Source organism: Breoghania sp. JC706 (assembly GCF_037026715.1).
Classification (GTDB): domain Bacteria; phylum Pseudomonadota; class Alphaproteobacteria; order Rhizobiales; family Stappiaceae; genus Breoghania.
In genome coordinates, this window is sequence record NZ_JBANCG010000014.1 from 73,403 (window position 1) to 99,859 (window position 26,457).

The following is a 26,457-nucleotide window of genomic DNA, read 5'->3' on the forward strand; positions in this document are numbered from 1 at the left end:
GGCCCGGCTCAGCCGGGCATCTCGGCCAGCCCAAATCGAATGTCGCTGCCGCGTTGCTGCCGGTAGCGATGCCCGGCCAGCGGGCCAAGCACCGCCAGGCAGATGAACAAAAGCCCAATTTCGATGTGATAGACGACGAGGTAGCCACTCGCAGCAGTATCCATGGCGGCGCCGAGCACGTGGTCGAGCGCCAGCATGTTGACGGTGTTCTTGATCAATGCTCCGAGGAGCAGGCTGACACCGATGGCAGTGGCCTGAACGGCGCTCCAGGCGCCCACCAGGATGCCACTGTCTGAGCGTGCGGAAACACTCATGGCCGCCAGCATGGTTCCGACCGCGAAGAGCCCGCCGCCAAGGCCAACCCCAGCCGCCCCCGCATAGAACAAACCGTCTATTCCGAGGGGATAGGCGAAGATGACGCTTGAAAACGCGACGATGCCGACCAGCAGACCGCGCGCGGCGACGCGATAGACATGCGCGCCGTGATTGAGATCGTGGGCGGCCCAGGCGAAGCCGGCCATGGTTCCGGCGGCCCAGAGCCCGGTCAGCAGCGTGGTCCGACCAACGCTCATGCCCAGGATCTCGCCGCCATAGGGTTCCAGAAGGATGTCCTGCATCGAGAAAGCCGCAGAACCGACCGCGACGGCGAGCAGCAGCCGCAAGGTGCCCGGCTCGCGCCGATAGTCGGCCAGCGCATCGAAGAACCCGATCAGTTCGCGGTCCTTGGCAGTCCGGCCTGGATTACGTGCTTCCTGCTTCCACATCGCAACGACGTTGAGCGCGATGGTCAGGACGGCCGTGCCCTGGATCACCTGGATCAGTTGTTTCGGCGTGAAGTCGACCAGAAATATGCTGTAGAAGCCGGACGCGGCCATCATGCCGACCAGCAACATCACGTAAAGAAGCGCGACGACCCGTGGCCTTTTCTCCTCAGGAACGATGTCGGTGGCAAGTGCAAGACCGGCCGTCTGCGCCATATGGAGACCGAACCCCGTCAGCAGGAACGCTAGGCTCGCCCCCGCCGCCCCCGCCCATGACGGCCCAAGTGTCTGCGATTGCAGCAGGAGAAGCGCAAACGGCATGATCGCCAGACCGCCGAACTGCAGCAGACTGCCGAGCCAGATATACGGTACGCGTCGCCAGCCAAGCACAGATTTGTGGGTGTCGGACCGATACCCGAAGAAAAGCCTCAAAGGTGCCGCGAGCACGGGAATGGCGACAACGGCGGAGACGAGGGCGACCGAGACACCGAGCTCCACGATGAGAACGCGGTTCAAGGTCCCTGTGAGAAGCACCAGAATGCAGCCGGCCGAAACCTGGAAAAGCGCCAGCCGCAGCAGACGCGGCAGCGGCACCTGCGGTGTGGCGGCGTCCGCGAACGGCATGAAGCGCGTTCCGGCCCTCTGCCAGAGCGCGATCATCTTTCTGTTTGCCGAGCTGAGGATCATGACCGCCTCACCTCCACCGCTTCCGACGTATAGAAGCCGACCGAAATCCGGTGGGTGCGTCCCGGCTGCCAGTTCGTCATGCCCTGCTGCTGCACCACGTCGCCGACGAGACGGACCGAATTGGTCGGATAGATCGCGGGCGCGCGGTTTCCGCGCGGAAAAACCTTACCGATCGCCAGCATGGCCATAAGCACTCGGGAGCTCGGTGCCAGGGTGAAGATAAGGCGCTTCCGGGCGCGGGCGGCAAACTGTTCAAGGACCCGCTTGGCGTCGCTCGGGGAATAGTGGATCAGGACGTCCATCGCCATCACGGCATCGAACTCCCCCAGAGCCGGGTCAAGCATGTCGCCGCTGCGAAAATCGACGCTGCCGGCAAAGGGGGCGCCGCGCTTCGCCTGCAGGTCGGCGGCGCGCTCGCGAGCAAAGGAAATCATCTGCGCGGAAAGATCGATACCCACGACATCGGCGCCGCGAGCCATCAGATCGAGCGATAGCACGCCAGAGCCACAACCCGCGTCGAGAATGCGCCATCCGGTCAAATCTCGGGGCAACCAGCCGGAAAGCGTGCGGCGCATTTCCTCGCGTCCTCGCCGCACGGTCGCCCGGATGCCGCCGACCGGTTGTTCGCTCGTGAGCCTCTTCCAGGCTTCCAGCGCCGTGCGGTCGAAATAATGCTCGATCTCGCCGGTCCGTCTGATGTAGCTCGCCTGTGTCATGATCGCTCCCAGCGCCTCACTCGAAACCGAGAAACTCGAAGATTTCCCGGTCCTTCATTGGCTCGGCGTTCAAGGCTTCCGTGCCTGACCACAACTGCTCGGCCAACTGGATGTATTCGTTCTGTATGGTCCGGATTTCCGGCGCATCGCCCATTTCGAAGAGCGTCGCCTTCTTCAGCCGGCTGAGACGCACGTGATCGGAATCCGGCACATGCGCCAGACGCTTCAGGCCGACGGCCGTGTTGTATCGATCGATCTGGTCGGTCTCGCGCGAGCGGTTTGCAATGACGCCACCAAGGCGCACTTCGTAATTTTTCGCCTTCGCCTTGATCGCCGCAACGATCCGGTTCATGGCGAAGATGCTGTCGAAATCGTTGGCGGCCACTACAACGGCCCGCTCCGCATGCTGGAGGGGAGAGGCGAAGCCGCCGCACACCACATCGCCGAGCACATCAAAGATGACGACGTCGGTGTCATCGAGAAGGTGATGTTCTTTCAGCAGCTTCACCGTCTGTCCGACAACATATCCGCCGCAGCCCGTGCCCGCCGGCGGGCCGCCGGCCTCAATGCATTGCACCCCGTTGAAGCCCTCGACCATGTAGTCTTCCGGCCGCAGTTCCTCGGTGTGGAAGTCCACCTGTTCCAGGATGTCGATCACGGTCGGGATCAGGCTCTTGGTCAGCGTGAACGTGCTGTCGTGCTTGGGATCGCAGCCGATCTGCAGCACCCGCTTGCCAATCTTGGAAAAGGCTACGGAGAGGTTGGACGAGGTCGTCGACTTGCCGATGCCGCCCTTGCCATAGACGGCGAAGACCTTCGCGCCGTCGATTTCCATCGTCGGGTCGAGATGCACCTGGACGCTGCCCTCCCCGTCTGCGCGCTCTTTCAGCCTCTCGGCGAGACGCGCCTCGTGCGCCGCGGTCTTCGGATGGGTATGGATGTTCATTCAGCGGCCTCCGTCGCCAGACCTTCCAGCCTGTCCTCGAGTTCTTCTCCCGCCCGTCGCAAGGCTTCGAGCGTCTCGGTGTCCGGGTGCCAGAAGTCGCGTTCATGCGCTTCGATCAGCCGGGCCGCGACCCGCGCCGCGGCAGCCGGATTGAGATCGGCGAGCCGACGGCACATGATCTTGTCGAGCACGTAGGTTTCCGTGATCTTCTGATAGATCCAGGGGTCGACGCCCCCGGTCGTCGCCGACCAGCCAAGCGTGTTGGTGACGTTCGCTTCGATATGGCGGACGCCTTCATAGCCGTGCCGAAGCATGCCCTCGTACCATTTCGGATTGAGGGTCCGGGTCCGGGTTTCCAGCGCGACCTGCTCACCGAGCGAGCGGACCTTCGCCTCGCCCTGCGTCTGGTCGGAAATGTAGACGGGCAGATCCCCGCCCCCCTTGGCTTTCGATACGGCCTTGGAGAGACCGCCCAACGTGTCGAAATAGTGCTCGATCGTCGTCACGCCGATCTCGACAGAGTCGAGATTCTGATAGGCGAAATCGACCTCGGCGAGTACCGCGTCGAGCAGCGCGCTCTGCCGGCTGGTCTTGCCGTTGCGACCGATCGCGAAGCTCTTGCGGCTGGTATAGGTTTGCGCGATTTCCTCGTCGTCGTTCCAGGCGGACGACGAGATCAGCATGTTGACGTTGGAACCGTAGGTGCCGTCCGCATTGGAAAAGACCCGATAGGCGGCAGCTTCCAGATCGCAGTCGTGGGCCTCGCAATAGGCCAGCGCGTGCTTGCGGATGAAATTGCGGTCGCAGGGTTCGTCCGCGGTTGCCGCGAGATAGCTCGCCTCGGCGAGCATGCTTGCCTGGATCGGAAGAAGATCGCGAAAGATACCGGAAAGCGTCATGACCGCGTCGATACGAGGACGGTTCAGCTCTTCCAGCGGGATCAATTCCGCACCACAGACGCGATTGTAGGAATCGAGCCGCGGACGTGCGCCCATCAGCGCCATGGCCTGTGCGAGCGGTGCTCCGCCTGTCTTCAGATTGTCCGTCCCCCAGAGCACGATCGCAACCGTCTCGGGCAGCTTGCCGTCGGAGTTGACATATCGCTCCAGGACGCGAGCCGCCTGCCGCGCGCCATCCTCCAGCGCGAACCGGCTCGGAATGCCGAACGGATCGAAGCCGTGGATATTGCGCCCCGTGGGCAGCAGGTCCGGTGTTCGCAGAAGATCGCCAGAGGGAGCCGGCGGGACAAAACGACCATCAAGCGCGCGGACGAGGCCGTCCAGTTCCCGGTTTTCAGCGAGCTCGCGATCGATCCGCGAGAGTTTGCGAACCGCTTCAAGTGCCTCCCGATCCAGATTGCGGGTCGCGGCTTCGAGCGCGACACCGTCTGAACTGGCAATCACCCGGCATAGCTCAATATCGGCAACGAAACCGGTCCTGGTCTTCAGGCCGTTGGCCATATGCGCCAGCATCTCTGTGCGTTCGGCCAGAGCCATACCGCGCCCTGCCACATGCAGACCGTTAGGGATCAGGGCGTATTCGGTCTCCGCGACGGCGGAAACCAGATGCTGCACGAAGGCATCCTGGGAAAGCTCCGCCGTTTTACCGGTCAGGTCGAGCTGATCGGCTTGCAAGCGGATGACATCCATCAGGCGCTCCCGCTCCTCCCGCGCCGCGGGCGCCGTCGAACGATACTGATCCAGGCTGGCTTTCAGGCTGTTGAGCCCCTTGTAGAGACCCGCTTCAGTGATCGACGGCGTCAGATAGGAAATCAGCGTTGCGCCCGAACGGCGCTTCGCGATCGCCCCCTCGGAAGGGTTGTTGGCCGCATAGAAATAGAAATTCGGCAGAGCCCCGAGCAGCCGGTCGGGCCAGCAGGTGCCAGACAGGCCAGTGTGTTTCCCCGGCATGAATTCCAGGGCGCCATGCGTTCCGAAGTGCAGGACGGCGTCCGCGCGGAATGTCTCGCGCAGGAATGTGTAATAGGCGGCAAAAGCGTGGTTCGGCGCGAAGCCGCCTTCAAACAACAGCCGCATCGGATCGCCCTCATAGCCGAAGGGCGGCTGGATCGCGACGAGCAGATTGCCGAACTGGCGGCCCAGGACATGAATACCGCGACCGGTGGAAAGGACCCGGCCGGGCGCCGGTCCCCACTGCGCCTCAACATCGGCAAGATGACGCTCCTGGCGCACGTGATCGTCCGCCGATACGGTTGCGTGAACGTTGGCCTGCGTGCCAAAGCGCTCTGCATTGCCGTTCAGGATCATGTCCTGAAGCGTGTCCGCATCTGCCGGCACCTCGATATCGTAGCCTTCGGTCGAAAGCCGCTTCATGGTCTCAAGAAGGCTTTCGAATACGGACAGGAAAGCGGCCGTGCCGACGTTGCCGCCGTTGGGCGGATAGTTGAAAAGCGTCACTGCGATCCGGCGGTCCTTTCGCGGCGTTTGCCGCAGGCGTGCCATCGCGGTGAGACGATCCGCCAGAAGGCCGACGCGTTCCTCGTCGGGCCGCATGCAGGCCCGGCCGGAAGGACAGGCGCCGAGCTGGCGCGCACAGATGCAAGGCTCCTTCTTGCCCGCAACGCTTGAACGGCCGCCGATCACCATGGCACCGACGGCCCCGTCGAGTTCCGGGATGGCCACCATCAGCGTCGTCTCGATCGGGGTGAGACCCTGGGTGGAGGCCTGCCAGCCTTCCCGGGTCTGAAACTCGGTGACGCAGGCCGACAGATAGGACACATCGAGTTGCATCAGGGCTTCCGCCGCAGCCGCCGCATCGCTGTAGGCCGGACCGCCGACAAGGGAAAAGCCCGTCAGCGAACACAGCGCATCGACGGTCGCCTTGCCGTTCGCGTCGGTCATGAACGCTTCAATGGCCGAGCGCATGTCGAGCCCCGAACAGAACACCGGCACGACGCTGTATCCGCGCGCCTCCAGAGCGGCGATGACGGCATCGTAATGGCCGGTATCGCCGGAAAGGATGTACGTGCGCAGGAGCAGCAGCCCGATCGTACCCTTCACCTTCATACGCGTAGGCACATCCTTGAGCCGCGTCGCGATACGCGGTTTTGCGCGCGGGTGATAGAGCCCCTGCTCCGGATAATCCTTCGGTGCCGCCGCCATGACGTGACTGCGCAGCGGCTGACGCTCGCCGGATGCGTATTTGGCGACCAGCAGCCGAACCATGTTGGCGATGTTCTCGTCCGAGGCTGAGATCCGATATTGCAGGGTCAGGAAATAATTGCGCACGTCCTGGGCGGTGCCGGGGATGAATTTCAGCAGCTTCGGCAGGCGTCTCAGCATGGCGAGCTGCCGTTCTCCCGCGGTCTTTCCGCTATCCTTGCCGCTTCGGGAACTCGCGCCACGCAGCTTTTTCAGAAGCGCCAGTGGTCCGCTCTGCTCGCCGCTCATGCGGAAGCGGCCCATGGCCGTGTATTTCATGATGGTGCCTGCGGACATGCAGCAGACCATGGCGTCGCAGGCGAGATGCCGGTCGCGGAGCGCGTCGGCGATTGCCGTGACGTGCTCTTCGACGAAGATCATCGAGACGATGATGATGTCGCCGGTGCGGATCGCGTCGCGGCACCGGGCCAGAGCCTGCGGGTTCTCCGCCCAGTCAGTAGCGGCATGCATGCTCAGGTGGAGCCCCGGCAGATCCCGGGTCAACAACCTGCGCGCGTCCTCGACGGCTGCCGCGACATGATTGTCGAGCGTTATCATCACCACCCGGATCGGGAGGCAGCTATCGGGCGAAATGGGCTTTCGCATCGTATAACGTCTCCACTGTGATCGGATGAATGCCGTTCGCCGCAGCGAAAGTCTCGGTATTGCGCCGCGCCTTGCCCCTGACGAAGAAGGGGACCTTCCTCAATTCGTGTTCCGCATCGTCGGTCCACAGCTCCGCCCGGGGCCGCGTGATCGGCGGCGTTGTGTCGGGTGAAACCGGCGACGGAACCGGGCTATGCGCCTGCAGATGAGAAGCGATCGTCTCGTCATTGAATTCGAAATCGTCCCGGAACATCGTGAGCAGATGTTCCTCGAGCCCCATCATGAGCGGGTGCACCCAGGTATCGAAGATGACGTTGGCGCCCTCGACCCCCATCTGCGGCGAGTAACGTGCCGGGAAGTCCTGCACGTGCGCCGGTGCGGAAATCACGGCACATGGCAATCGCAGGCGCTTGGCGATATGCCGCTCCATCTGAGTACCGAGCACAAGCTCGGGGCGCGCCTCGACGATCGCCTCCTCGACCTCAAGATGATCGTCGGTGATAAGGGCCTCGACGCCGTGCTCCTTTGCGGCGACCCGAATGTCGCGGGCAAATTCGCGCATGTAGGTCCCAAGCCCACAGACCGTGAAGCCCAACTCGTCGGCGGCGATGCGGGCCGCCGCAATGGCGTGGGTGGCATCCCCGAAAATGAAGACGCGCTTGCCCGTCAGGTAGGTGCTGTCGACCGATCTGGAGTACCAGGTCAGCCGCTCCCGAGGGCTTTGGTGCTGCCGGCCGTCAAGACCGGCGAGTACGCGGGCTTCGGCGACGAACCGCCGCGTCGCCGCAACCCCGATGGGAACCGTCGACAGGAAGGGCATGCCGTGGGCCTTCTCAAGCCAACGCGCCGCGGTTTCGGCGATCTCCGGATAGAGGACGATATTGAATGCGGCCTCAGGCAGGCGGGCCAGATCCTCAGGCCGCGCGCCGAGCGGCGCGACGATCCGGACATCGAGACCGCTCGCCTGCAACAAAGCTTTGATTTCGTTTACGTCGTCGCGATTGCGAAAGCCGAGTGAGGTCGGGCCCAGAATATTGCAGCTGTTTGGAGCAATCATCGCCGGGCGGGACCGGTTGGCGCTGCAAGCGCGCACGAGCCGATAGAAGGTCTCCGAAGCGCCCCACGTTTCCTTCTTCTGGTAGGAGGGTAGATCCAGCGCGACGACGGGAATGTCGAGCTCCAGCGTTTTGGCGAGGCCACCGGGATCGTCCTGAAGCAATTCGGCCGTGCAGGAGGCCCCGACCAGCAACGCGTCGGGCTTGAACCGGGCGACGGCGTCACGGCAGGCAGCCTTGAAGATATCCGCGGTGGACCCGCCGAGATCCCGGGCCTGGAAAGTCGTATAGGTAACCGGAGGCCGCGAATTCCGTCTTTCGATCATCGTGAAGAGAAGATCGGCGTACGTATCGCCTTGTGGCGCGTGCAGAACGAAGTGCACGCCTTCCATCGATGCGGCAACGCGCATCGCGCCGACATGAGGGGGCCCCTCATAGGTCCACATGCTCAGCTGCATGGCGCGCCCTCCCCGACCACGAGCCCCCGCGAAATAACGGCATCGCGCCGCAACGGGCGGGCGAACAGCTCCGCCAGATCGCCGGCCTGCTCGTACCCCTGGATCGGCGTGAAGGCGAACTCAATCGACCACTTGGTAAGACGGCCCTCGGCCTCGAACGGATTTGCGAGCCCCATGCCGCAGACGATGAGATCCGGGTCCGCAGCGCGGCAGCGGTCGATCTGCAGATCGACGTCCTGGCCTTCGGAAATCGCGACGCCCGGGGGCAATAGCGCAAGTTCACCCGCCGCATGCTCCCGGTGCAGATACGGACTACCGACCTCTACGATGTGGGCACCGACTTCGCGCGACAGAAAACGAGCGAGCGACGGCTCCAGTTGAGAATCGGGAAAGAAGAAGATCCGCCGACCTTCAAGCCAGGAACGATAGGCCGCCACAGCCGCCTGGGCACGGCGACGTGGTGCCTGGGTCACATCCTCGAAACGCGCCGCCGGCACGTCGAAAGCGTTCGCGATCGCCTTGAGCCATGCGGTCGTGCCTTCTTCTCCGAACGGAAACAGGGCATCAATGCGCCGCGCGCCACGCGCCTCCAAACGTGCGGCCGTGGCGCCGAGATAAGGCTGCGCCAGAATGAACCGGGTGCCTTGGCCGATAGCCGGAACGTGGCGACTGGTGCGACCGGGAAGGAAGTGGACCCCGTCCAGGCCGAGCGCCCCAATCAATCGCGCGAGTTGATCCTCCACCAGATCCGGAAGGCATCCAGCGACGACCAGGCGCGCGCCGTCGTCGCTTGCCCCAGGCGAGGGCGCCTCATCGATCAGCGCCGCCAGGAAGTTGTCCTCCCCTTGTGTAAAGGTCGTCTCGATGCCGCTTCCGGAGTAGCAAAGCACCCTGTGTCTGGGGGCATGAACGCGGTCGAGCCGCTCGGCCGCCTTTGACAGATCGAACTTGATCACCTCCGACGGGCACGAGCCGACGAGGACCAGCATCCGGATGTCGGGACGGCGGGCCAGAAGCTTGTCGACGACCCGGTCGAGCTCGTCGTGCATGTCAGCCATGCCGGCCAGGTCGCGCTCTTCCATGATCGCGGTCGCGAAACGGGGCTCAGAAAAGATCATCACGCCGGCCGCCGACTGCATGAGGTGGGCGCAGGTCCGCGACCCGACGATCAGAAAGAAGGCATCCTGTATCTTGCGGTGGAGCCAGATGATGGAGGTGAGCCCGCAAAAGACCTCGTGCTGGCCACGCTGGCGGATGTGGGGAGATGGGCTGCAGCCGACCGAGAAGCGCTGGTTCATCGCGCGCCCTCCGCGGGCTGCAGCCGGCTATCATCCGCACCGGCGAGTTTTTCTCGCCGCGCCGTTCGATCGAAACGCGCCCGGCGCAGTTTCCAGACGAACTGTCCTGCATTCACGACGTAGGTGGCGTAAGCGGCCAGCGCGAGCACCATCAGGCCTGAGGGGCTGAGCGCAGAGGTGAAAAGCGCCGCCAGATAGGCCGAGTGCAGCGCGAGGACAAGAATGGAGAAAACGTCCTCCCAAAAGAACGGGCGGGCGAACAGATAGCAGCCAAACACCTGCTTTTCCCAGATCGACCCGGTGATCATGATCGCATAGAGCGCCAGGGTCTTGATCACGATGGAGGTGGTGGCCGCAACGAGGCCGTCTCCGGTGACGAGATAATGGAGAATAAGGATCAGGCTGATCAGAAAGACGAGAAACTGGATCGGAGCGAGGATGCCCTGCACCAGAGTCCAGATGCTCTCGTCGCGCCGCCGCCGCTCCTCCGCGGTATAAAGCAGCCTTGGCTCGACCGACTTGCTGTTTGCGACTGCGGACATCCATTCCTCCCATCCGGAACCCATGGCGAGTCCGGCATATGAGAGGAGGGTAACGCCGACACGGCGGAAGTGTCAACTTTGAGTGACGTATATTTTAGTTTACATATCGGTGAGGGCGAGGCATTCTTGAGGCGCTTGCAAAGCATTCGAAACCAACAATCGCCTACGCCTGAACTTTACCCTTTCCGCAAGGCCAGGGAGGCCGACCTCAAAATGAGGACGAACGGCACCATAGACCCTCCCGCCGATAAGTCAGGCGCACCCTGGAATACCGATTCCAGCGAAATCTTTTTTGTATCCCACCGAGCCCACATGTTAAGAAGTTCGCAGCTCAACCGAGGCGAACAAGCAACCCTTCGCAGCCTCATTCAAGGACCTGTGGCTGCGATGACTGCCGAGCACCTATCCGGCTTGTTGGACACCGGCCTTGAAGGCAACGTTCGCTACGTAAGCGCGATAGCCAGCATGCGCGATCGTGTTCTTGCCTCTGGCTCCCGGCTTTATGATCTTCTCGACGATCTGCATCGCGAGGTTCCGGCTCGCTTTTCAAAAGACGAGCAGATTCCGGCACCCTCCCCCACGGCGGTGAAGATCATGCTCCTTGAGGCCGTTGCGCGACAACTCGGCAGGGATTGGGCCGCAGATTGCGCGAGTTTCGTTGACGTCACGATCGCCTCCACCCGGCTTCAGGACGCCGCCATGGCGCTGGCGGTCGAGGCGGGAGGCGACACGGTCACCACAGGAGCTCCCTTTGCAGCTCTTGTACTGCCGCGCCATGAGCAACACACCCTTATGTCCCATCTCACCGGCGCGCTGTTTCAGACGCTCGGATGGCAGCAGCAGGTTGTGCCGCACGAATCGTTGATACGGGCGGACGTATCACGGATGGTCGCGCGGGCGGATGTCATCTGTATCGGCTGGAGTAACATGCGACTAAAGCCGAATGTCAAACGACTGATATCCGAAATTAAATCGCATTGCGGGCACAGAACGCCCCTGATGATAGCCGGCGGCGCAGCAGCGCTTGACTCGGTCGAATATCTCGTCGAATTAGGGATCAACTGTATTTGTGACAGTGCTTATTCGGCTGTAAATATTGCAGAAAATTTCTACAATTTAAAAAAAATAAATCGTTTTTCGAAATTGGAGGGCAGTGCAATCAAAAGACGAATGAGCAGGATCGATCGGCAATCCCTATGACGCTTCAATCGACACATGGCGAACAGCAAGATATCGGGGTCGAGAGTGATTTACTTGACGGTCTGGGGGCGGATGCGCTCACAGTATTGATCGGTCTCGGCGCCGACATCGTCTGGCTTGTTGATGAGACCGGGATCGTACGGCACGTTCATTATCGAAACCGGGAACTTGACGTCTATGGCCTGTCATCGGTCGTGGGCAAACCCTTGCGGGACAGTGTCACGGGGGAATCGATCCCCAAGATCGACGCCTTGCTCGGCCCCACGACGAAGCAGCGCCCTGTCCGCGGCTATCAGGTCAACCACAGCGCTCCCGGACAGCCCGACCTGCCTATTGCCTACAGTGCCGGCAGAACGCCAGGCTTTCCTCTCACGATCGTCGTCGGCCATGAGATGCGCCGCCAAATGCAAGACCAGCAACGGCTGGTCGAAGCGCAGATCGCGATGGAGGCCGATTACCGAGACCTCAGGCAGGCTGAAGCGCGCTATCGAACTGTCTTCAAGATGTCCGAGACGGCTCATCTGGTTCTTGACGGAGAAAAGCGGACCGTCCTCGAGGCGAACGCGGCCGCCGTGCAGCTCCTGCTCGGCGGCACAGGCAACCTTACAGGTAAACCGGTCCGAGACTTCTTCAAGAAGGCAGATCGGGACAGGCTCGCCGATGCCATCGGAGAGGCGAAGCATAGCGGCGAACCAGTCGATATCTTCGCGTTGCATGGCGCCAAGGGCGGAGAAATCGATGCGCGCCTGCGCGCCTATCGGGAATACGGCGCGACGAACCTGATCGTGACCTTGCAGCCGGGCCCGGCCGGCGACCAACCGCTCGCGCATCGGGCGGCGACGGTCGCCAACGTCACTGATTTCGACCTCGATCTGCTTCCCGAAGCGGCCCTGACGACCGACAAGGACGGCACGCTTCTGGCGGCGAACACGATTTTCTTAGACCGGGTTCACGCACCGACGCACAATCAAGTGCTTGGGCGCAACCTCGCCAATTGGCTGGGCAAGTCGGCCGTGGAGATGAACGTTCTCTATGGGCGCCTTTTCGATGAACGAACCATCAGCGGCTTTTCCTCGATCGTGACCGACATGCTTGGCGAGGAAAGCCCGGTGTCGCTCTCCGCGCGTTACGACGACCGGTCGGGAATGGTCCACCTGCTGGTTGTCTCGCACTCGGACACCGCCGACAAAATCGCGCTGCAACCGCCGGCGACGCAGGAGCAGGCGGAGGGTTTTGCGAGCCTCGTCGGCAAGGTTCCCTTGAAGGAACTGATCCGCGAGTCCCTCGACGTCGTCGAGAAGATCTGCATCGAGGCTGCGCTTGACAAGACCAGGAACAACAGAGCCAGTGCCGCGGAGATGCTGGGCCTCTCCCGCCAAAGTCTCTATATAAAATTGCGCCGACATGGGCTGGAGAACTACCGCCCCGGCTCGTGAGGCCTTTCCCTTTCCCCGAAGCCGTCAACTTGGCGGAGTGGCAGCCCCGCCGACGCACGTAGGAGTGTCAATTAATATTGACACTTTTCAGACCGGGGCATAGCATTCCGGGCATGGACCTCACACGCCAGCCACCGCAGACATCCTGGCCCAGCGCCGGCGCCGTCATAGAGCTGCTCAAACCGATCACCTGGTTTCCGCCGATGTGGGCCTATGCCTGCGGCGTCATCTCCGCCGGACCCGGCTTCGGAGAGCGCTTCGGTTTCGGTTTCCTCGGAGTGCTGCTCGCCGGCCCGCTTCTGTGCGGCACCAGTCAGGCGGTGAACGATTGGTACGACCGGTTTGTCGACGCCATCAACGAACCGAACCGGGTCATTCCATCCGGCCGCATGCCCGGCCAATGGGGCCTCTACATCGCGTTCGTCATGTCCGCACTTTCCCTGCTGGTCGCGTGGGCCCTGGGGACATTCATTTTCGCCGCCGCCCTTCTCGGTCTTGCGCTGGCCTGGGGGTACAGTGCCCCTCCCCTGCGCTTCAAGCGAAACGGCTGGCTCGGCAACGGTGTGGTCGGCTTCAGCTACGAGACCCTTCCATGGCTCACGGCGGCGACCGCGATGACGGGATACGCGCCCGCCGCGCCGTTGTGGACCGTCGCGCTGCTCTATGGCGCTGGCGCCCACGGGATCCTGACGCTGAATGATTTCAAGTCGATTGCGGGCGACACGGAGATGAGTGTCAAGACGCTGCCGGTGCTCCACGGCGCGCGGCCGGCAGCGATCATCGCCTGCATGGTCATGGCCGCGGCGCAGACCGGCGTCGTTCTCACGCTCTGGTTTTCGAACCTGCCCGCCTACGCCCTGGCTGTTCTGGCGCTCCTGTTCCTGCAGTTGGTCTGCATGATGCGCTTCGTACGCGATCCCGTCCGCTTCGCGGTCTGGTACTCGACCATCGGCGTCGGGCTCTTCGTATCGGGAATGATGGTAACCGCGTTCGGGCTGCGCAGCCTCGCTGCGATAACGGTCTGACGGGCACACCACGCGCTTCGGGATGCTCGCCGGACGCCCCTCGCGAATGGGGAGGAAACCATGCAGACAGTTTTCGATGTGGCCATCGTCGGTGGGGGCCCCTGCGGCGCTACCGCGGCCGAAAGGCTGGCGCGGACCGGCCATTCGGTCGTGCTGGTGGAGCCTGGCAACCGGATCAAGCCGTGTGGCGGCGCCATCCCCACCCGGGCCATGCGCGACTTCGATATCCCCGAAGAGCTTCTCGTCGCCAAGGCAAATGCCGCCCGGATAATTGCACCGTCTGGAAAAGCAGTGGAGATGCGGGTCGGCGATATCGGCTTTGTCGGCATGGTCGACCGCGAGACCTTCGACCCTCACCTGCGCGCCCGCGCCTGCAAGGCGGGCGCCCATCTCGTGGCCGGCAAGCTCGCCGCAATCGAGGAGGAAAGTTCCGGAATTCTAAGCCTCGCGATAGAGCGATCGAACGACACCGGCCCCGCCTTGCAAGAGACCGTGAGAGCGCGATTGGTGATCGGCGCGGACGGCGCGAATTCGACGGTCCGACGCCTTATGTTTCCGAAAGCTCGGAAGCCGCCCTACGTCTTTGCCTACCATGAGATCATTGAAAGTCCGGCAGACGCAGATGCCGACCGGTTCCGGGCCGATCGCTGCGATGTCGTCTATGACGGCCACATTTCGCCGGATTTCTACGGCTGGGTTTTTCCGCATGGCAATCGGACGTCGGTTGGCTGCGGCTCGGCGGTAAAAGGTCACGACCTGCGCCGCGCGACCTCCGCGTTGCGCCAAAATGCCGGCCTTGCCGAGCAGCGGACCCTTCGACGCGAGGGCGCGCCCCTGCCGCTCAAGCCCCTGCGCCGCTGGGACAACGGCCGGAACATCGTGCTGGCGGGCGACGCAGCCGGCACCGTTGCGCCCTCGTCCGGCGAAGGCATCTACTATGCGATGCTGTGTGGATCCCTCGCGGCCGATGCCGTAACAGCCTGCCTGACGAGCGGCAAGGCTTCTGCGCTTCGTCAGGCACGGCGCCGGTTCATGCGAGAACACGGGCGCATCTTTTTCATCCTCGGCATCATGCAAGCGGTTTGGTATCGCAGCGACAGGCTTCGCGAGCGGTTCGTGTCTCTCTGCGCCGATCCCGACATTCAGCGTCTGACCTGGGAGTCCTATCTCGAAAAGCGCCTGGTACGACGGGACCCGCTCGCCCATATGCGCATCTTCTTCAAGGACATGACGCAACTGCTAGGCTTGCCGGCAGGTCAGAAATGAGTGTGCTGCTTGGCCTTCTTCAGTCCGGCTGGATCGCCTTCGCGGCGATCGGTTTCCTCTGGATCGAGTTCGCGCTTCTGACCGTTCTTGCCCATGTGCCGGGCCATCGGTTCAAGCTGCTTCTTCCCAATGTTCTGGCCGGAAGCTGTCTGCTTGCAGCGTTGGGTTTCGCACTGCGGGGCAGCGCCGTGGCGTTTGTCCTGCTCTATCTCAGCCTCGCCCTCGTGGCCCATGGCTGGGACGTTGTCTCGCGCCTTCGAAATCAGCCGGCCGAATTAAGGCGCAAGACCGAGAAATTAAGCAATCCGGCAGCCGTAACCCACGCCAGATAAGGCAGGAACAGGATCGCGGCGAGTTGGGACGCCGGCCAGGCGGCGACGATGAAACACGCAATGGCGAACCATAGAAGAGCGATATCTCCCAAGGCGAGATCCATGCGCCTCCGCCCGAAGAAAAGCGCAGACCACGCCGCGTTCAACACGATCTGCAACGCCCAGAAAAGCAGCGGGAGCGACCAACCGGCCGCATCCCACACAAGCCAGCCGGCATAGGCAATCAGGATGTACAGGACCGTCCAGACCGCGGGAAAGGCCCATTTCGGCGGTGTCCACGACGGTTTGCGCAACGTCTCGTACCACGGCCCGGGCTTGAAGATGGCCCCGCTCGCTGCGGCCAGAATGACGATAACGATAAAAGACGCAGCGGCGACCATTGGCAGGCTCCGTTCCAGAACTGGCTAACTTGCCCACCACATAGGGGCACTTCGTTCCAAAGAAAGGCCCCGCGAGCTTTCTTAACGGCAGACCAGTCTGTCTTATCGCAGCGAAGGAGGAAAGAAATGCCGACGATAAGGATCATGCTTGCAGCCACCGCGGTTTTCGCCGCCGTCCCGTCAGCCAATGCGCTTGAAGGCGACGCCGAAGCCGGAGCGCAGGTCTTCAAGAAATGCGCTGTCTGTCACAACATCGAGAGCGCTGACAAGAAGGTCGGCCCTTCGCTGCAAGGGGTCATCGGGCGTCAGCCCGGCACCGCCGCGGGTTTCAACTACTCGAAGGCCATGATCGCCTTCGGCCAGGGCAAGATCTGGAACGAGGATCTTCTCAAGACCTATCTGGCCAATCCGCGCGAGGTGGTGAAGGGAACCCGCATGGCCTTTCCCGGTCTGAAGAAGAATGAGGACATCGCCAATGTCATCGCCTACGTCAAGCAGTTCAGCCACACGAACTAGGGACGGGGGAGCCGAAATGAGAGGCGAGTCATCCGCCGCGCCGAAGTTCCGGCGGCGGCGCCCTCTCGGGTGCGTAGTGTAAAAATAAGTTTACACTTTCTCAAAGATCTCCGAGAATGAAGGCAATCTTGACCGTTCGTCGGACGGGCGTTGCGGCAACAAGCGCCGAATAGGATCGGCCAAACCAGCAAACGCCGGCAAGCGAACGGGCTCATGCGCGGGAGGAAACGCTATGAGCTTTACTACCGGGATCGATGCCGCCACCCCATTGCTCGACCGGGTCAAGGATCCGCGCGATCTGAAGGGCCTCACCGACGAAGAACTCATCCGTCTCGCCGACGAAGTGCGCACCGAGATTATCGACATAGTCTCCGAGACCGGCGGCCATCTAGGTTCCGGTCTTGGGGTGGTTGAATTGACCGTTGCGCTCCATGCGGTCTTCGACACGCCGGAGGACAAGGTCCTTTGGGACGTCAGCCATCAATGCTACCCGCACAAGCTCCTGACCGGGCGGCGCGATCGGATGCGAACCCTGCGCAAGAAGGATGGCCTGTCGGGCTTCACCAAGCGCAGCGAGAGCATTTATGATCCTTTTGGCGCGGCTCATTCTTCGACCTCCATCTCCGCAGGCCTCGGCTTCGCTGTGGCGCGGGATCTCAAGCAGGAAGCCGGGCATGTCGTCTGCGTCATCGGAGACGGCGCCCTCACGGCTGGCATGGCCTATGAGGGGCTCAATAACGCAGGCGACCTGAAACGCCGGCTTATCGTCATTCTCAATGACAACAACATGTCGATCTCACCGCCGACAGGCGCAGTATCGCGCCATCTGAACGACCTGGCCGCAAAGACCGTGACCGATCGCGAACGCAGCCTGTTCGAGGCAATAGGCTTCGCTTATCACGGCCCTGTCGACGGCCATGACGTGCCGGGCCTGCTCGCCACCCTGCGCGAGTTGAAGCAACACGCGGACGGGCCGATCCTGCTCCACGCCATAACGCGAAAAGGCGCCGGATACAGCCACGCCGAGGCGGCCCCGGACAAATACCACAGCGTCGCGAAATTCGATGTTCCGACCGGCGTTCAGGCCAAGCCCGTTCCGAAGGCAGCCAGCTACACCAAGGTGTTCGCCAACGCCCTGGTCGGCGAAGCGATGACGGACGAACGCATCGTCGCCATTACCGCGGCCATGGCGGAGGGAACCGGCATAGACCTTTTCGCCCGCCATTTTCCCGACCGCGCCTTTGATGTCGGCATTGCCGAGCAGCACGCCGTGACATTCGCGGGAGGCCTCGCTGCAAGCGGCATGCGGCCGTTTTGCGCCATATACTCCACCTTCCTGCAACGCGGCTACGACCAGATCGTCCACGACATCGCCTTGCAGAACCTCCCCGTGCGCTTCGCCATCGACCGGGCCGGACTTGTCGGCGCAGATGGTCCGACCCATGCGGGCGCCTTCGATGTCGGCTACCTCGCGAACCTGCCGAATTTTACCGTGATGGCAGCCGCAGACGAGGCCGAACTCGTCAACATGGTCAGGACGGCCGCGCTACATGACCAGGGCCCGATTGCCTTCCGCTACCCGCGGGGCGAGGGAACCGGCGTCCGTCTGCCCGAAGCGGCGACGGCGTTGCCGATCGGCAAGGGGCGCATTATCGACATAGGACATACCGCAGCCCTGCTCAGCTTCGGAGCCAGACTGCAGGAATGTCTGGAGGCACGCGCGCTGCTGGCGGCCCTGGGGATTTCCGTCACGGTGGCGGATGCTCGTTTTGCCAAGCCGCTCGACGTCGAATTGATCGAGGACCTGTTCTCGACGCACGAACTGCTGGTGACGGTGGAGGAAGGCGCTACCGGAGGGTTCGGCGGCCTGGTTCTGCACCATCTCGCCGAACGGGGGCTGCTCGACGGCCGTTGCCAGATCCGAACCATGACATTGCCGGACCGCTTCCTTGCCCAGGCCTCGCCTCGGGAGATGTACGATGCGGCAGGCCTCAACGCACGGCATATCGCCGGCCTCGTTCGCTCTGTGCTTTCGGGCGAACGAAATGACCTGATCATGGTGGGCGGGGCGGCCGGGGCGCGTATTCAGGAACGGCCGCGCTGGATGCAGCGGGCGGAGGACCGATGAGAACGGGAGCATCGATTTCCCTAGAGGAAACCATGTTCTCGTTTGGCGGAGAGAAGACCATGTAGTAACATTTACGCAGTGGAGGAGCTTGCCTGCCAGTGCCGAATTACCGGGAGGGGGAATTGGCATACAGAGAAGACGGCAGCGACCGGGCGGAAAAAAACAACGCGCCGCCCCGACTTGCTGAAATCGGCCAGAGACTTGGGGCAGATAAGAAAACAAAACTGTCCTCCCAGGATCTGACGGTTCTTGAAAAGAGCGTACGAGGCCAGGTTTCCGGCCTTGTCGGCGCCCTGCACCGCAACCTGAATGGGGCAAGCGGCGACACGGATCGCGTGCCGGACATCGACCACCGTCTTCATCCGGAACTCCATGAGCTGGCTCGGCAAATGCCGGGTATGGACAAGGCACTCTCCTACCGGGAGACCTTCCTCAAAGCCCTGATCGATCCGGATCCAGCACATCACCGCGACTTGATCAACGAGTTGCTTCTGGCGGACATCCCGCTTCAAACGCTCGCCATCCACCTGCTATGTCCCATCGCGACGGAACTTGGCACCTTCTGGTGCAACGATGACGCCGATTTCATGCAGGTGGCTGTCGCCTCCACCCGTCTGAGCAATGTTGTAAATCACCTGAGCCATGCCGGCCCGCAGACGTCACCGCCAGCATCCGCAAAGCGAATTCTGCTCGCCAGGTCGCGAGGAACGAAGCACACGCTCGGCGTAACCCTGGTCCGCATGTGCTTCCAGGATCTCGGCTGGATCGTCGACGGCGGTGCGGATATGGAAATCGGCGAGACGATGTACATGCGCTTGTCCAGCCGTCCTTATGACATGCTCGGCCTGTCGATCGGCCAGCTGGAGGAAGCCAGGGACTGCAGGGAGGCCATTGACCGCTTCCGCTCGGACGCGACGACGCGCCCCACCAAGATAGCCGTCGGAGGCGCAGCCGTCTTGATGCATGCGAACGAATTCAAGACGATCGGCGCCGATATCGTCGCGCGTTCGGCCCTCGAAGTCATCAACCTCGCCGACCGCGCCGCCGTGTGAACGCTCCCGGTCCGAGCCTTGGCTTGCCGGATCATGGAGTTTTCCGGCAGGCATCATGGCGGCGAGTGGCGAGACGATGCGGGAGTGCGGACACATCTGCTCAAGCACGTCGCGCGACGGATTTTCCAAATCGATGATGACGAGGTCGAGCTCAAGCTCGAAGCTCCGCTGCAACAAGAGCCGCCTGTACCTTGTGCGCGGTCATGTCGTGAACGCCCACTTCGCGCATGCGATAGACGAGAATGGCGGCGCCGCACAGGCAGCGTAGGCCGCATCGCCGACCGCCTGACCGGGACGACTGGCTTGTGGTGCGGGGTCGGGCCGGCTATTCGCTATATTGACGAAAAGCCGAGAGCAAAATCCCATGCCAAGATCTGCCCTGATCCTGCGCCACCTCGCCTTCGAAGACATCGGCAGCTTTGGCGCTGTTCTGGAAGAGCAAGGTTACCAGCTCGTCCACGCCGAAGCGGGCATCGATCCGCTGCCGGCTCCGCTCGATCCGGATCTCGTCGTCGTGCTTGGTGGTCCGATCGGCGTGAATGATGCCGAAGCCTATCCCTGCATTCCGGCCGAACGCGATTGGCTGGCCGTGCGCCTTGCCGACCGTCGTCCGACACTCGGGATCTGCCTCGGCGCACAGCTCATGGCGGCGGCCCTAGGTGCCCGGATCGCCCCCATGGCTGCCAAGGAAATCGGCTTCGGACCGCTTACGCTCACGCAAGCCGGACGCGAGGGACCGCTCCGCGCTCTTGAGGCCGTGCACGTACTGCATTGGCATGGCGACGCGTTCGAGACGCCGGCAGAAGCCCTGAACCTGGCGACGACCGAAGCCTGTGCGTCCCAGGCCTTCGCGCTGGGACAGACCGTTCTCGGACTGCAATTCCATCCCGAAGCCGGTGAACTGCCCGCCTTGGAACGCTGGCTGATCGGCCACAGCGTGGAGCTGGCGCAAGCCGGCATCGCCCCGCAAAGCCTGCGAAGTGCGGCGCGGGAACATGGGGACGCGTTGAGGCGAGCCGGCCAGTCGATGCTCCGGTCGTGGTTGCAGGCCCTTCCCGTATGACCGAAATCACCCTTCTGACCGGCCGCGCCGCCCCACTGCCCGGCCGCGATGCGCTGAGCGGCATCGCCAAGAAACCGGTGGGGCGGCCGCTTTGCCTGGGCCTGGAAGGGTTTGAAGGCGACGAACAGGCCGACCGCCGCGTCCATGGTGGCCCCGAAAAGGCGGTGCACCATTATCCGTTCGATCATTACGCCGGCTGGCGGGAAGAACTCGGCGACCTACCGCCCCTGCTCGCGCCCGGCGGTTTCGGCGAGAATATCTCGGCGTCCGGCCTGAGCGAGGCAACAGTGGCCGTTGGCGACATCTTCCGGCTGGGAACCGCGCTTGTTCAGGTCTCGCAGGGGCGGCAGCCCTGCTGGAAGCTCAACCACCGCTTCGGCGTGCCGGACATGTCTCGGCGCGTACAGACGACGGGACGCACCGGCTGGTACTATCGCGTTCTGGAGGCGGGCATCGTGCTCCCGAGCGACCGGATCGAGTTGGTCGACCGCGTCTCCCCTGACTGGACCCTCCGCCGGCTCTGGCACGTTTTCTACGTCGACCGTCTGAACCTTGATGAGCTCAAGGGCATCGCAGCGCTTGATGTGCTTGCCGAAAGCTGGCGCAAATATGCGGTGCGGCGCCTCGAAAGCGGACGGGTCGAGGACTGGGGCAAGAGGTTGGACGGAACGGCATGATCGCGCCGCGCCCGCAAGGCGCAACGGCGTGAGAAATACTTGAGATCAAGTGAGATGGCTGCAGTTTTGCGCTGTCCGCGTGGCGCTATGATCCTCGCGCAGAAAAACGAGGATCGTCACGATGATCGCCTATCGCCCGTTGACGGGTGTGGATGACGCGGCCGTCTGCCATCCAGGTGCCGGGACTTCGAAGCTGGGCGGGCACCACTTGCGCGCTCCCGGTCTCCCCTTCGCCGCCGCTTGCCGGGCGGTTGCCTGGGAAGCGGTTATCGCGAACGACGGGATCGACAACCAAAGCGGCCTTTCTCAGCATCCGCCCAGGCAACAGGAGCCGGACCGATGACGTCGTTCATCACACTTCCGGGCATCGGCGGCTCCGCGCAGACGCACTGGCAAAGCTACTGGGAAGCCGACGACCCGTCGTTTACTCGGTTCCAGCCAGCCGATTGGGACCAGCCGGACCTTGACAATTGGCAGAACGCGCTGGAAAGAGCGATCGATGGCAGCAGGACGCCGCCCGTGCTCGTCGCGCACAGTCTTGCCTGCCTGCTCCTCGTGCACAGCGCCGGGCAAATCGCCGGTCGGGTGAAAGGCGCCTTTCTCGTCTCGGTGCCCGATCCCAGCTCCGCCTCCTTTCCGGCTGAAGCCGCGAGCTTCGCTAATCCGCCCGGGCAGGCCCTCTCCTTTCCGGCGCTTGTCATCGCGAGTTCAAACGATCCCTACGCCACACCCGCCTACGTCAGGAAATGCGCGGGCGAATGGGGCGCCGGCCTCATCGAGATTGGGGCCTGCGGACACATCAATGACGCAAGCGGCCTTGGTTCGTGGCCTCTCGGACGGATGCTCCTGGACGCATTCTGCGCCGGATTGAGAGACTGACATGGCCCCTCTGTCCGCCATCATCGCCTTTTCGATCGCAGCAGGGCTGCTGACCATCACGCCAGGACTGGATACCGCCCTGGTCCTGCGGACGGCGACCGTGGAAGGCGCCGGCCGCGCCATGCAGGCGGGCGCCGGAATTGTCGCGGGCGTATTGTGCTGGGGTCTCGTCGCATCGGTCGGTCTTGGGGCCGTTCTCACCGCGTCGCAGTTTGGCTACAGGCTCCTTCAATACGGAGGCGCCGCGTATATTGTCTGGTTGGGCGCGCGGCTCGTCCTTGACGCATCTCGCAGCGCCAAGAAAGAGTCGGGGACACCGGGCGACCAATGGCCGGGAGCCCGGCAGCGCAATGCTGGCAACTGGTTCGGGCGCGGGTTGATGACAAACCTACTCAACCCGAAAGTCGGCATCTTCTATGTCGGTTTCCTGCCGCAGTTCATCCCGCCGGATGTCCCGGTCGTCACATTCGGCATTGCGCTCGCTGCCCTGCACGCCCTCATGGGCCTCATGTGGTTCGCCGTCATCGCGATGGCCACGCGACCGTTCGCCCGGCTCGTTCGCAGCCGGCGTTTTGCGCGTGGCGTCGATGGCCTGACCGGTTCGGTCCTGATCGCCTTCGGGCTTCGTTTGGCTTTCGAGAGCCGGGGCTGAGACATCAAGAACGCGGCGTCGGCGAGACGGACCGCCCTGTCCTGCCGAACCCTGCCGCTTGCTCCTAACGGAGTGCCCGGAGCTCAGACCGGCTGCGGGCCGCCATTCTCTCCAGAATGGCCTTGATCCCTGAAAGTGCGCGTTCGAGATCGGGGCCAGAGGGCGCGCCGATACAGAGACGGATCCCGGCATGCGCAATCTCGGTTGAAGGTCCCGCTGTGGTGCTGGACGGCGGCGTCACCAGAACGCCCAGCGCTTTCGCCGCAGCGTCGAGCGCCTCCGCGTCGGACTGGTCCAGCGGAAGCCAGAGATGGTAGCCGACATGGATCGGCCGGACGACGGCCCCACCCAGAACGTCCATTGCGAGCGACCGCCGGCGACCGGCCTCCTCCTGTATCGCCGCACTGATGGCATCGGCACTGCCGTCGAGAAGCCATTGTTCCATAACCGAGCAGCTGAGCGGGCTGACCATCAGCCCGCTTGCGTGCATCGTGGCCTCGGCGCGGTCCAGCCACGCCCGCGGAACGACGAGCCCGCCCAGCCGCAAGGCCGGATTGAGCGTCTTCGAAAGGCTGTTGATGTAAAAGACGCGCTCCGGCGCAAGGCTCGCGATCGGTGGATAATCGGATTTTGGCGCAAGTGCATAGACATCGTCTTCAATGATGACGACATCGGCCTCGCGGCACACGCCGACGATCGCTTCGCGTCTCGCCCGGCTCATCGAGCTCGTGGTGGGATTCTGCATCGTGGGCGTGAGATAAACGGCTGTCCTGCCCCGCTCGCCTCTCGCGAGTACCCGTTGCAGCACGTCCGGCCGCATGCCTTCACCATCCATGGCGATTGCCACCAGCCGAACGCCGAGATGACGCGCGAGACTGATTGCGCCGGGATAGGTCTGCTCCTCAACGAGCAGCGTGCCGCCTGGAACGCACAGCGTCGACAGGCTGACCGACAACGCGTGCTGGGCTCCGTTGGTCAGCAGCAGGCATTCGGGATCAGCCTCCATGCCGTGCCGGCGAAACCACCGCGCCAGTTCGTTTCGAAACCGGACGTGCCCGGTCACCGGGGGATAGGCATTGAAGACATCGGCATCGACGCGCCGGGCGATGGCCGTGAGGGAACGCGACAGGAGCCTTTCGCTGATGACGGCCGGCGGAGCGTTTCTGGACAGGTCGATAACCGGCCCCTTGCGGGCTTCGGCAACCGCCACGAAAGTTCCGCGTCCCTTGACAGAGCGCACCAGGCCGCGCCGTTCGAGGATCCCGTAAGCCTTGGTGACCGTGCCCAGCCCGATGCCGAGCCGCCACGCAAGATCCCGGTGCGCCGGAAGCCTCGCACCGATATCCAGCCGTCCGGCGATGATGTCCTGCGACAGCGCGGCAACGAGGCGATCGCACGGAGACTTCATGTCCCCCGCCAGACGGGGCTCCCAGGGAGACTGCAGGCGCATGCGCATCCTCGATAGCGTCACGTGACACTTTTATATTTTGAGACAAGTGTCATGTCCACTATCGTCAAAAACCTGCCAGCGTCCCATTGCGACGCTGGCATCCAGAAGACGACCGGAAGACAATTGGTGAGGATATGGAGACAAGCCCGCCGCCGCCGAATGAATGCCCTTCAGCGCCGGCTCAAGCCGTCTCGGCCCTCAGAGGAGCGTATCGACATCTCAGGCGGAGCCGCTGGATACAATCGGCGGACACCCCATTTTCCTCAAAGGCATGCGCGCGGCGAGTGAGCAATCTTTGCAGAAAGCTGAGAATTCCTCTCGCCGCACCATATGGGCGAGAGAATGCGCAGCGCTTCTCCTTCGCCGCCCAAACGCCCTTGGCAACGCCATGACCGGAACGATGCACCTCCCCGTCCCCCTGAACGCCCTGCGCGCCTTTGAGGCCGCCGCGCGCCACATGTCCATCAAGTTTGCCGCCGAGGAAATCGGCGTGACGCCGTCAGCGGTCAGCCATCAACTGCGGATACTCGAAGATATTCTCGGCGTGGAGTTGATGCGCCGTGTCGGACCGCGCCTGGAACTGACAGAGACTGGACGGCAGCTTTCGCCAGACCTGACCGAGGGGTTCACACGGATCGTCGGGGCGGTCGGAACGTTGAGAAATGACCGCAAGCTGGGACCGTTGCGCCTGTCGATGCTGCCGACATTCGCCGTCCACTGGCTCTCGCCCCGGCTGGCCGACTATCCATTTGCACGCTCCGGGTTCGAACTCCTGATCTCCACCACCCAGACTGCCGTCGATCTGGGCGCCGGCGTCGCGGACGCTGCAGTGCGTCACGGTTCAGGACAATGGAGCGGCGTCGTTTCCGAGCGGCTCTTCGATGAAAACGTCACATTGCTGGGGCGCGCCGCGGACTGGCAGGTACGGAACGAGGTGGATATCCGCAAGGCAATCTCGGGGATGAACCTGTTTCTTTCCCAACATCGGCGCGAGGATTTCCGGCGCTGGAACGAAACATTGCCGGGCGGCCCGGTCGAGCCGGCGGCAATCACGATCGTCGATACATCGGGCCTAGGTCTCAAGGCCGCGATCGACGGCGCCGGCATCGCACTTGCCGGTGTCGAGATCGCGGGCTGCGATATTGACGCGGGCCGCCTCCTGCCGATCCTGAAGCACAAGATTCCGGTGAATGCGGGGTACCACCTCTGCTACCCCCCGGCCCTTAAGCGCGACCGTCGCATCAAAAACATTCGCGCCTGGATGCAGTCGCAAGCCGCGAAGATGGAGCATGTGAGTGCACACGAACACCCATGATCGCGACGCCTGACAAGCGCCTCCTGTGCAGCCATTTTTTCGCCACCTTCGGCCTTGATTTCCTTCCCACCTTCGAAAAATGGGAATGGGGAGCTTTCGCAACGCAAATCAGCACGGTATGGTGAGGCTTATACTTATGCCAAGAACCGGCCCTGCAGGGCTCCACGTCGCGCCGTATCGCCCGGCAGCGGCAAGCGGTCATTCTTCGCCCTCCCAATAGCCGACCGCGGCATTTTTCTTCACGGTCAGCTCCAACCGTCGCGCAGCCTTTTCGCCACCCGGCGCTGCACCCGCAAAAACCGCGACCTTTCCGCTGTCGGGATACTCCAGAACATCAGGTTCGTTCATGGTGCTGATCGCCAGATAGCGCAGCGGTTCATCTCCGTCCGCCCTGAGCTGATGTGCCGTCTCCACCCCACCGGCAGGACAGACAACCACATCGCCCGCGTTTACACAGTGCTCGGCCACGCCATATCTCAGCACGCCACGCCCACCGAGGATGACGAAGAGCTCGTCATTGGCGTGATGACAATGAAGCGGCCATGCTCTCTTGCCCGGCGGCACCTCGACATAGCGCGCGCCCAACAGCCTTGCGCCAAGCGGCGCCGCAACACTGGCCATAAGCGCTTCGAAATTCGCGCCATGCGTTTGGCTCTGGAGCGACAATTCCCGAAGGTGGACGATCGGATGCATTGGCGTGTTCCCGCGTGGTTTCGTGCCTGCGAATAGAAAGCGCGCCGAACGAAGACGAAGACAATTGAAGACTTCTCACGCAATGCGGAGACGTGTTCATTCGACACGAACGGTCAACGCCGCCCAAGAAGACCCACGCGAACGAACTGCAAGCCTGGTGTCT

At 62.9% G+C, this 26,457-nt stretch carries 24 protein-coding genes; 13 read left to right on the top strand and 11 right to left on the bottom strand.

The window, feature by feature from the left end:
* Positions 1-8: 8 nt before the first annotated feature.
* The 7 genes from V2L18_RS22045 to bchF are packed head-to-tail and all read right to left on the bottom strand — an operon-like array spanning position 9 to position 10,230.
* The gene (locus V2L18_RS22045) at positions 9-1,448 is read right to left on the bottom strand and encodes a BCD family MFS transporter (RefSeq protein ID WP_336180508.1); all 1,440 of its coding nucleotides are present in this window, start codon (positions 1,446-1,448) and stop codon (positions 9-11) included.
* Positions 1,445-2,164 (bottom strand): magnesium protoporphyrin IX methyltransferase, encoded by a 720-nt coding sequence (gene bchM, locus V2L18_RS22050; RefSeq protein WP_336180509.1) that lies wholly within the window; start codon positions 2,162-2,164, stop codon positions 1,445-1,447. Before bchM ends, V2L18_RS22045 begins: the two co-directional genes overlap by 4 nt.
* 16 nt (positions 2,165-2,180) lie before the next feature.
* Complete coding sequence (gene bchL, locus V2L18_RS22055; protein WP_336180510.1) at positions 2,181-3,110, bottom strand: ferredoxin:protochlorophyllide reductase (ATP-dependent) iron-sulfur ATP-binding protein; 930 nt, start codon at positions 3,108-3,110, stop codon at positions 2,181-2,183.
* Complete coding sequence (locus tag V2L18_RS22060; protein ID WP_336180511.1) at positions 3,107-6,877, bottom strand: magnesium chelatase subunit H; 3,771 nt, start codon at positions 6,875-6,877, stop codon at positions 3,107-3,109. The genes bchL and V2L18_RS22060 overlap by 4 nt, the downstream gene beginning before the upstream one ends.
* Entirely contained in the window at positions 6,852-8,390 is a 1,539-nt protein-coding gene (gene bchB / locus V2L18_RS22065) for a ferredoxin:protochlorophyllide reductase (ATP-dependent) subunit B (protein WP_336180512.1), read from the bottom strand. Before bchB ends, V2L18_RS22060 begins: the two co-directional genes overlap by 26 nt.
* Positions 8,381-9,688 carry a ferredoxin:protochlorophyllide reductase (ATP-dependent) subunit N gene (locus tag V2L18_RS22070; protein WP_336180513.1) on the bottom strand — a complete coding sequence of 436 codons (1,308 nt, stop codon included), beginning with the start codon at positions 9,686-9,688 and terminating at the stop codon, positions 8,381-8,383. The genes bchB and V2L18_RS22070 overlap by 10 nt, the downstream gene beginning before the upstream one ends.
* Positions 9,685-10,230: a 2-vinyl bacteriochlorophyllide hydratase gene (gene bchF, locus V2L18_RS22075; protein ID WP_336180514.1), complete on the bottom strand. Its 546-nt coding sequence runs from the start codon at positions 10,228-10,230 to the stop codon at positions 9,685-9,687. The genes V2L18_RS22070 and bchF overlap by 4 nt, the downstream gene beginning before the upstream one ends.
* 78 nt (positions 10,231-10,308) lie before the next feature.
* Between bchF and V2L18_RS22080 the strand changes: the two genes are divergently transcribed.
* The 4 genes from V2L18_RS22080 (at position 10,309) to V2L18_RS22095 (ending at position 15,157) form a co-directional block, all read left to right on the top strand.
* A complete protein-coding gene (locus tag V2L18_RS22080) occupies positions 10,309-11,430 on the top strand; it encodes a hypothetical protein (RefSeq protein WP_336180515.1) in 1,122 nt (373 codons plus the stop codon).
* Positions 11,427-12,866 (top strand): transcriptional regulator PpsR, encoded by a 1,440-nt coding sequence (gene ppsR / locus V2L18_RS22085; protein WP_336180516.1) that lies wholly within the window; start codon positions 11,427-11,429, stop codon positions 12,864-12,866. Before V2L18_RS22080 ends, ppsR begins: the two co-directional genes overlap by 4 nt.
* A gap of 113 nt (positions 12,867-12,979) precedes the next feature.
* Entirely contained in the window at positions 12,980-13,891 is a 912-nt protein-coding gene (gene chlG / locus V2L18_RS22090) for a chlorophyll synthase ChlG (RefSeq protein WP_336180517.1), read from the top strand.
* Positions 13,892-13,951: 60 nt separating this feature from the next.
* Positions 13,952-15,157: a geranylgeranyl diphosphate reductase gene (locus tag V2L18_RS22095; RefSeq protein ID WP_336180518.1), complete on the top strand. Its 1,206-nt coding sequence runs from the start codon at positions 13,952-13,954 to the stop codon at positions 15,155-15,157.
* Here V2L18_RS22095 and V2L18_RS22100 read toward each other — a convergent pair.
* Positions 15,148-15,390, bottom strand: a complete 243-nt coding sequence (locus tag V2L18_RS22100; protein ID WP_336180519.1) for a hypothetical protein — start codon at positions 15,388-15,390, stop codon at positions 15,148-15,150. The two genes, V2L18_RS22095 and V2L18_RS22100, sit on opposite strands and share 10 nt — an antisense overlap.
* A gap of 29 nt (positions 15,391-15,419) precedes the next feature.
* On the bottom strand, positions 15,420-15,869 hold the full coding sequence (locus tag V2L18_RS22105) for a TspO/MBR family protein (protein WP_336180520.1): 450 nt from the start codon (positions 15,867-15,869) through the stop codon (positions 15,420-15,422).
* A 135-nt stretch (positions 15,870-16,004) separates the two neighbouring features.
* Between V2L18_RS22105 and V2L18_RS22110 the strand changes: the two genes are divergently transcribed.
* From V2L18_RS22110 to V2L18_RS22140, 7 genes are all read left to right on the top strand, one after another.
* A complete protein-coding gene (locus V2L18_RS22110) occupies positions 16,005-16,385 on the top strand; it encodes a cytochrome c family protein (RefSeq protein WP_336180533.1) in 381 nt (126 codons plus the stop codon).
* A 232-nt stretch (positions 16,386-16,617) separates the two neighbouring features.
* The gene (locus V2L18_RS22115; protein WP_336180521.1) at positions 16,618-18,513 is read left to right on the top strand and encodes a 1-deoxy-D-xylulose-5-phosphate synthase; all 1,896 of its coding nucleotides are present in this window, start codon (positions 16,618-16,620) and stop codon (positions 18,511-18,513) included.
* A gap of 122 nt (positions 18,514-18,635) precedes the next feature.
* A complete protein-coding gene (locus V2L18_RS22120; protein ID WP_336180522.1) occupies positions 18,636-19,565 on the top strand; it encodes a cobalamin-binding protein in 930 nt (309 codons plus the stop codon).
* Between the two features lie 364 nt (positions 19,566-19,929).
* Complete coding sequence (locus tag V2L18_RS22125) at positions 19,930-20,628, top strand: glutamine amidotransferase (protein WP_336180523.1); 699 nt, start codon at positions 19,930-19,932, stop codon at positions 20,626-20,628.
* Complete coding sequence (locus V2L18_RS22130) at positions 20,625-21,305, top strand: MOSC domain-containing protein (protein WP_336180524.1); 681 nt, start codon at positions 20,625-20,627, stop codon at positions 21,303-21,305. Before V2L18_RS22125 ends, V2L18_RS22130 begins: the two co-directional genes overlap by 4 nt.
* Positions 21,306-21,644: 339 nt before the next feature.
* Complete coding sequence (locus V2L18_RS22135; protein WP_336180525.1) at positions 21,645-22,184, top strand: alpha/beta hydrolase; 540 nt, start codon at positions 21,645-21,647, stop codon at positions 22,182-22,184.
* Between the two features lies 1 nt (position 22,185).
* Positions 22,186-22,836, top strand: coding sequence for a LysE family translocator (locus V2L18_RS22140; RefSeq protein ID WP_336180526.1), 651 nt, complete (start codon positions 22,186-22,188; stop codon positions 22,834-22,836).
* Positions 22,837-22,900: 64 nt separating this feature from the next.
* Here the strand turns inward: V2L18_RS22140 and V2L18_RS22145 are convergent, their stop codons facing one another.
* Entirely contained in the window at positions 22,901-24,244 is a 1,344-nt protein-coding gene (locus tag V2L18_RS22145) for a PLP-dependent aminotransferase family protein (protein ID WP_336180527.1), read from the bottom strand.
* A gap of 430 nt (positions 24,245-24,674) precedes the next feature.
* Between V2L18_RS22145 and V2L18_RS22150 the strand changes: the two genes are divergently transcribed.
* On the top strand, positions 24,675-25,601 hold the full coding sequence (locus tag V2L18_RS22150) for a LysR family transcriptional regulator (protein ID WP_336180528.1): 927 nt from the start codon (positions 24,675-24,677) through the stop codon (positions 25,599-25,601).
* Complete coding sequence (locus V2L18_RS22155; RefSeq protein WP_336180529.1) at positions 25,598-25,726, top strand: hypothetical protein; 129 nt, start codon at positions 25,598-25,600, stop codon at positions 25,724-25,726. Before V2L18_RS22150 ends, V2L18_RS22155 begins: the two co-directional genes overlap by 4 nt.
* Before the next feature lie 73 nt (positions 25,727-25,799).
* On the opposite strand, the gene V2L18_RS22160 is transcribed toward V2L18_RS22155, so the two are convergent.
* Positions 25,800-26,294 carry a cupin domain-containing protein gene (locus V2L18_RS22160; protein WP_336180530.1) on the bottom strand — a complete coding sequence of 165 codons (495 nt, stop codon included), beginning with the start codon at positions 26,292-26,294 and terminating at the stop codon, positions 25,800-25,802.
* Positions 26,295-26,457 lie beyond the last annotated feature (163 nt).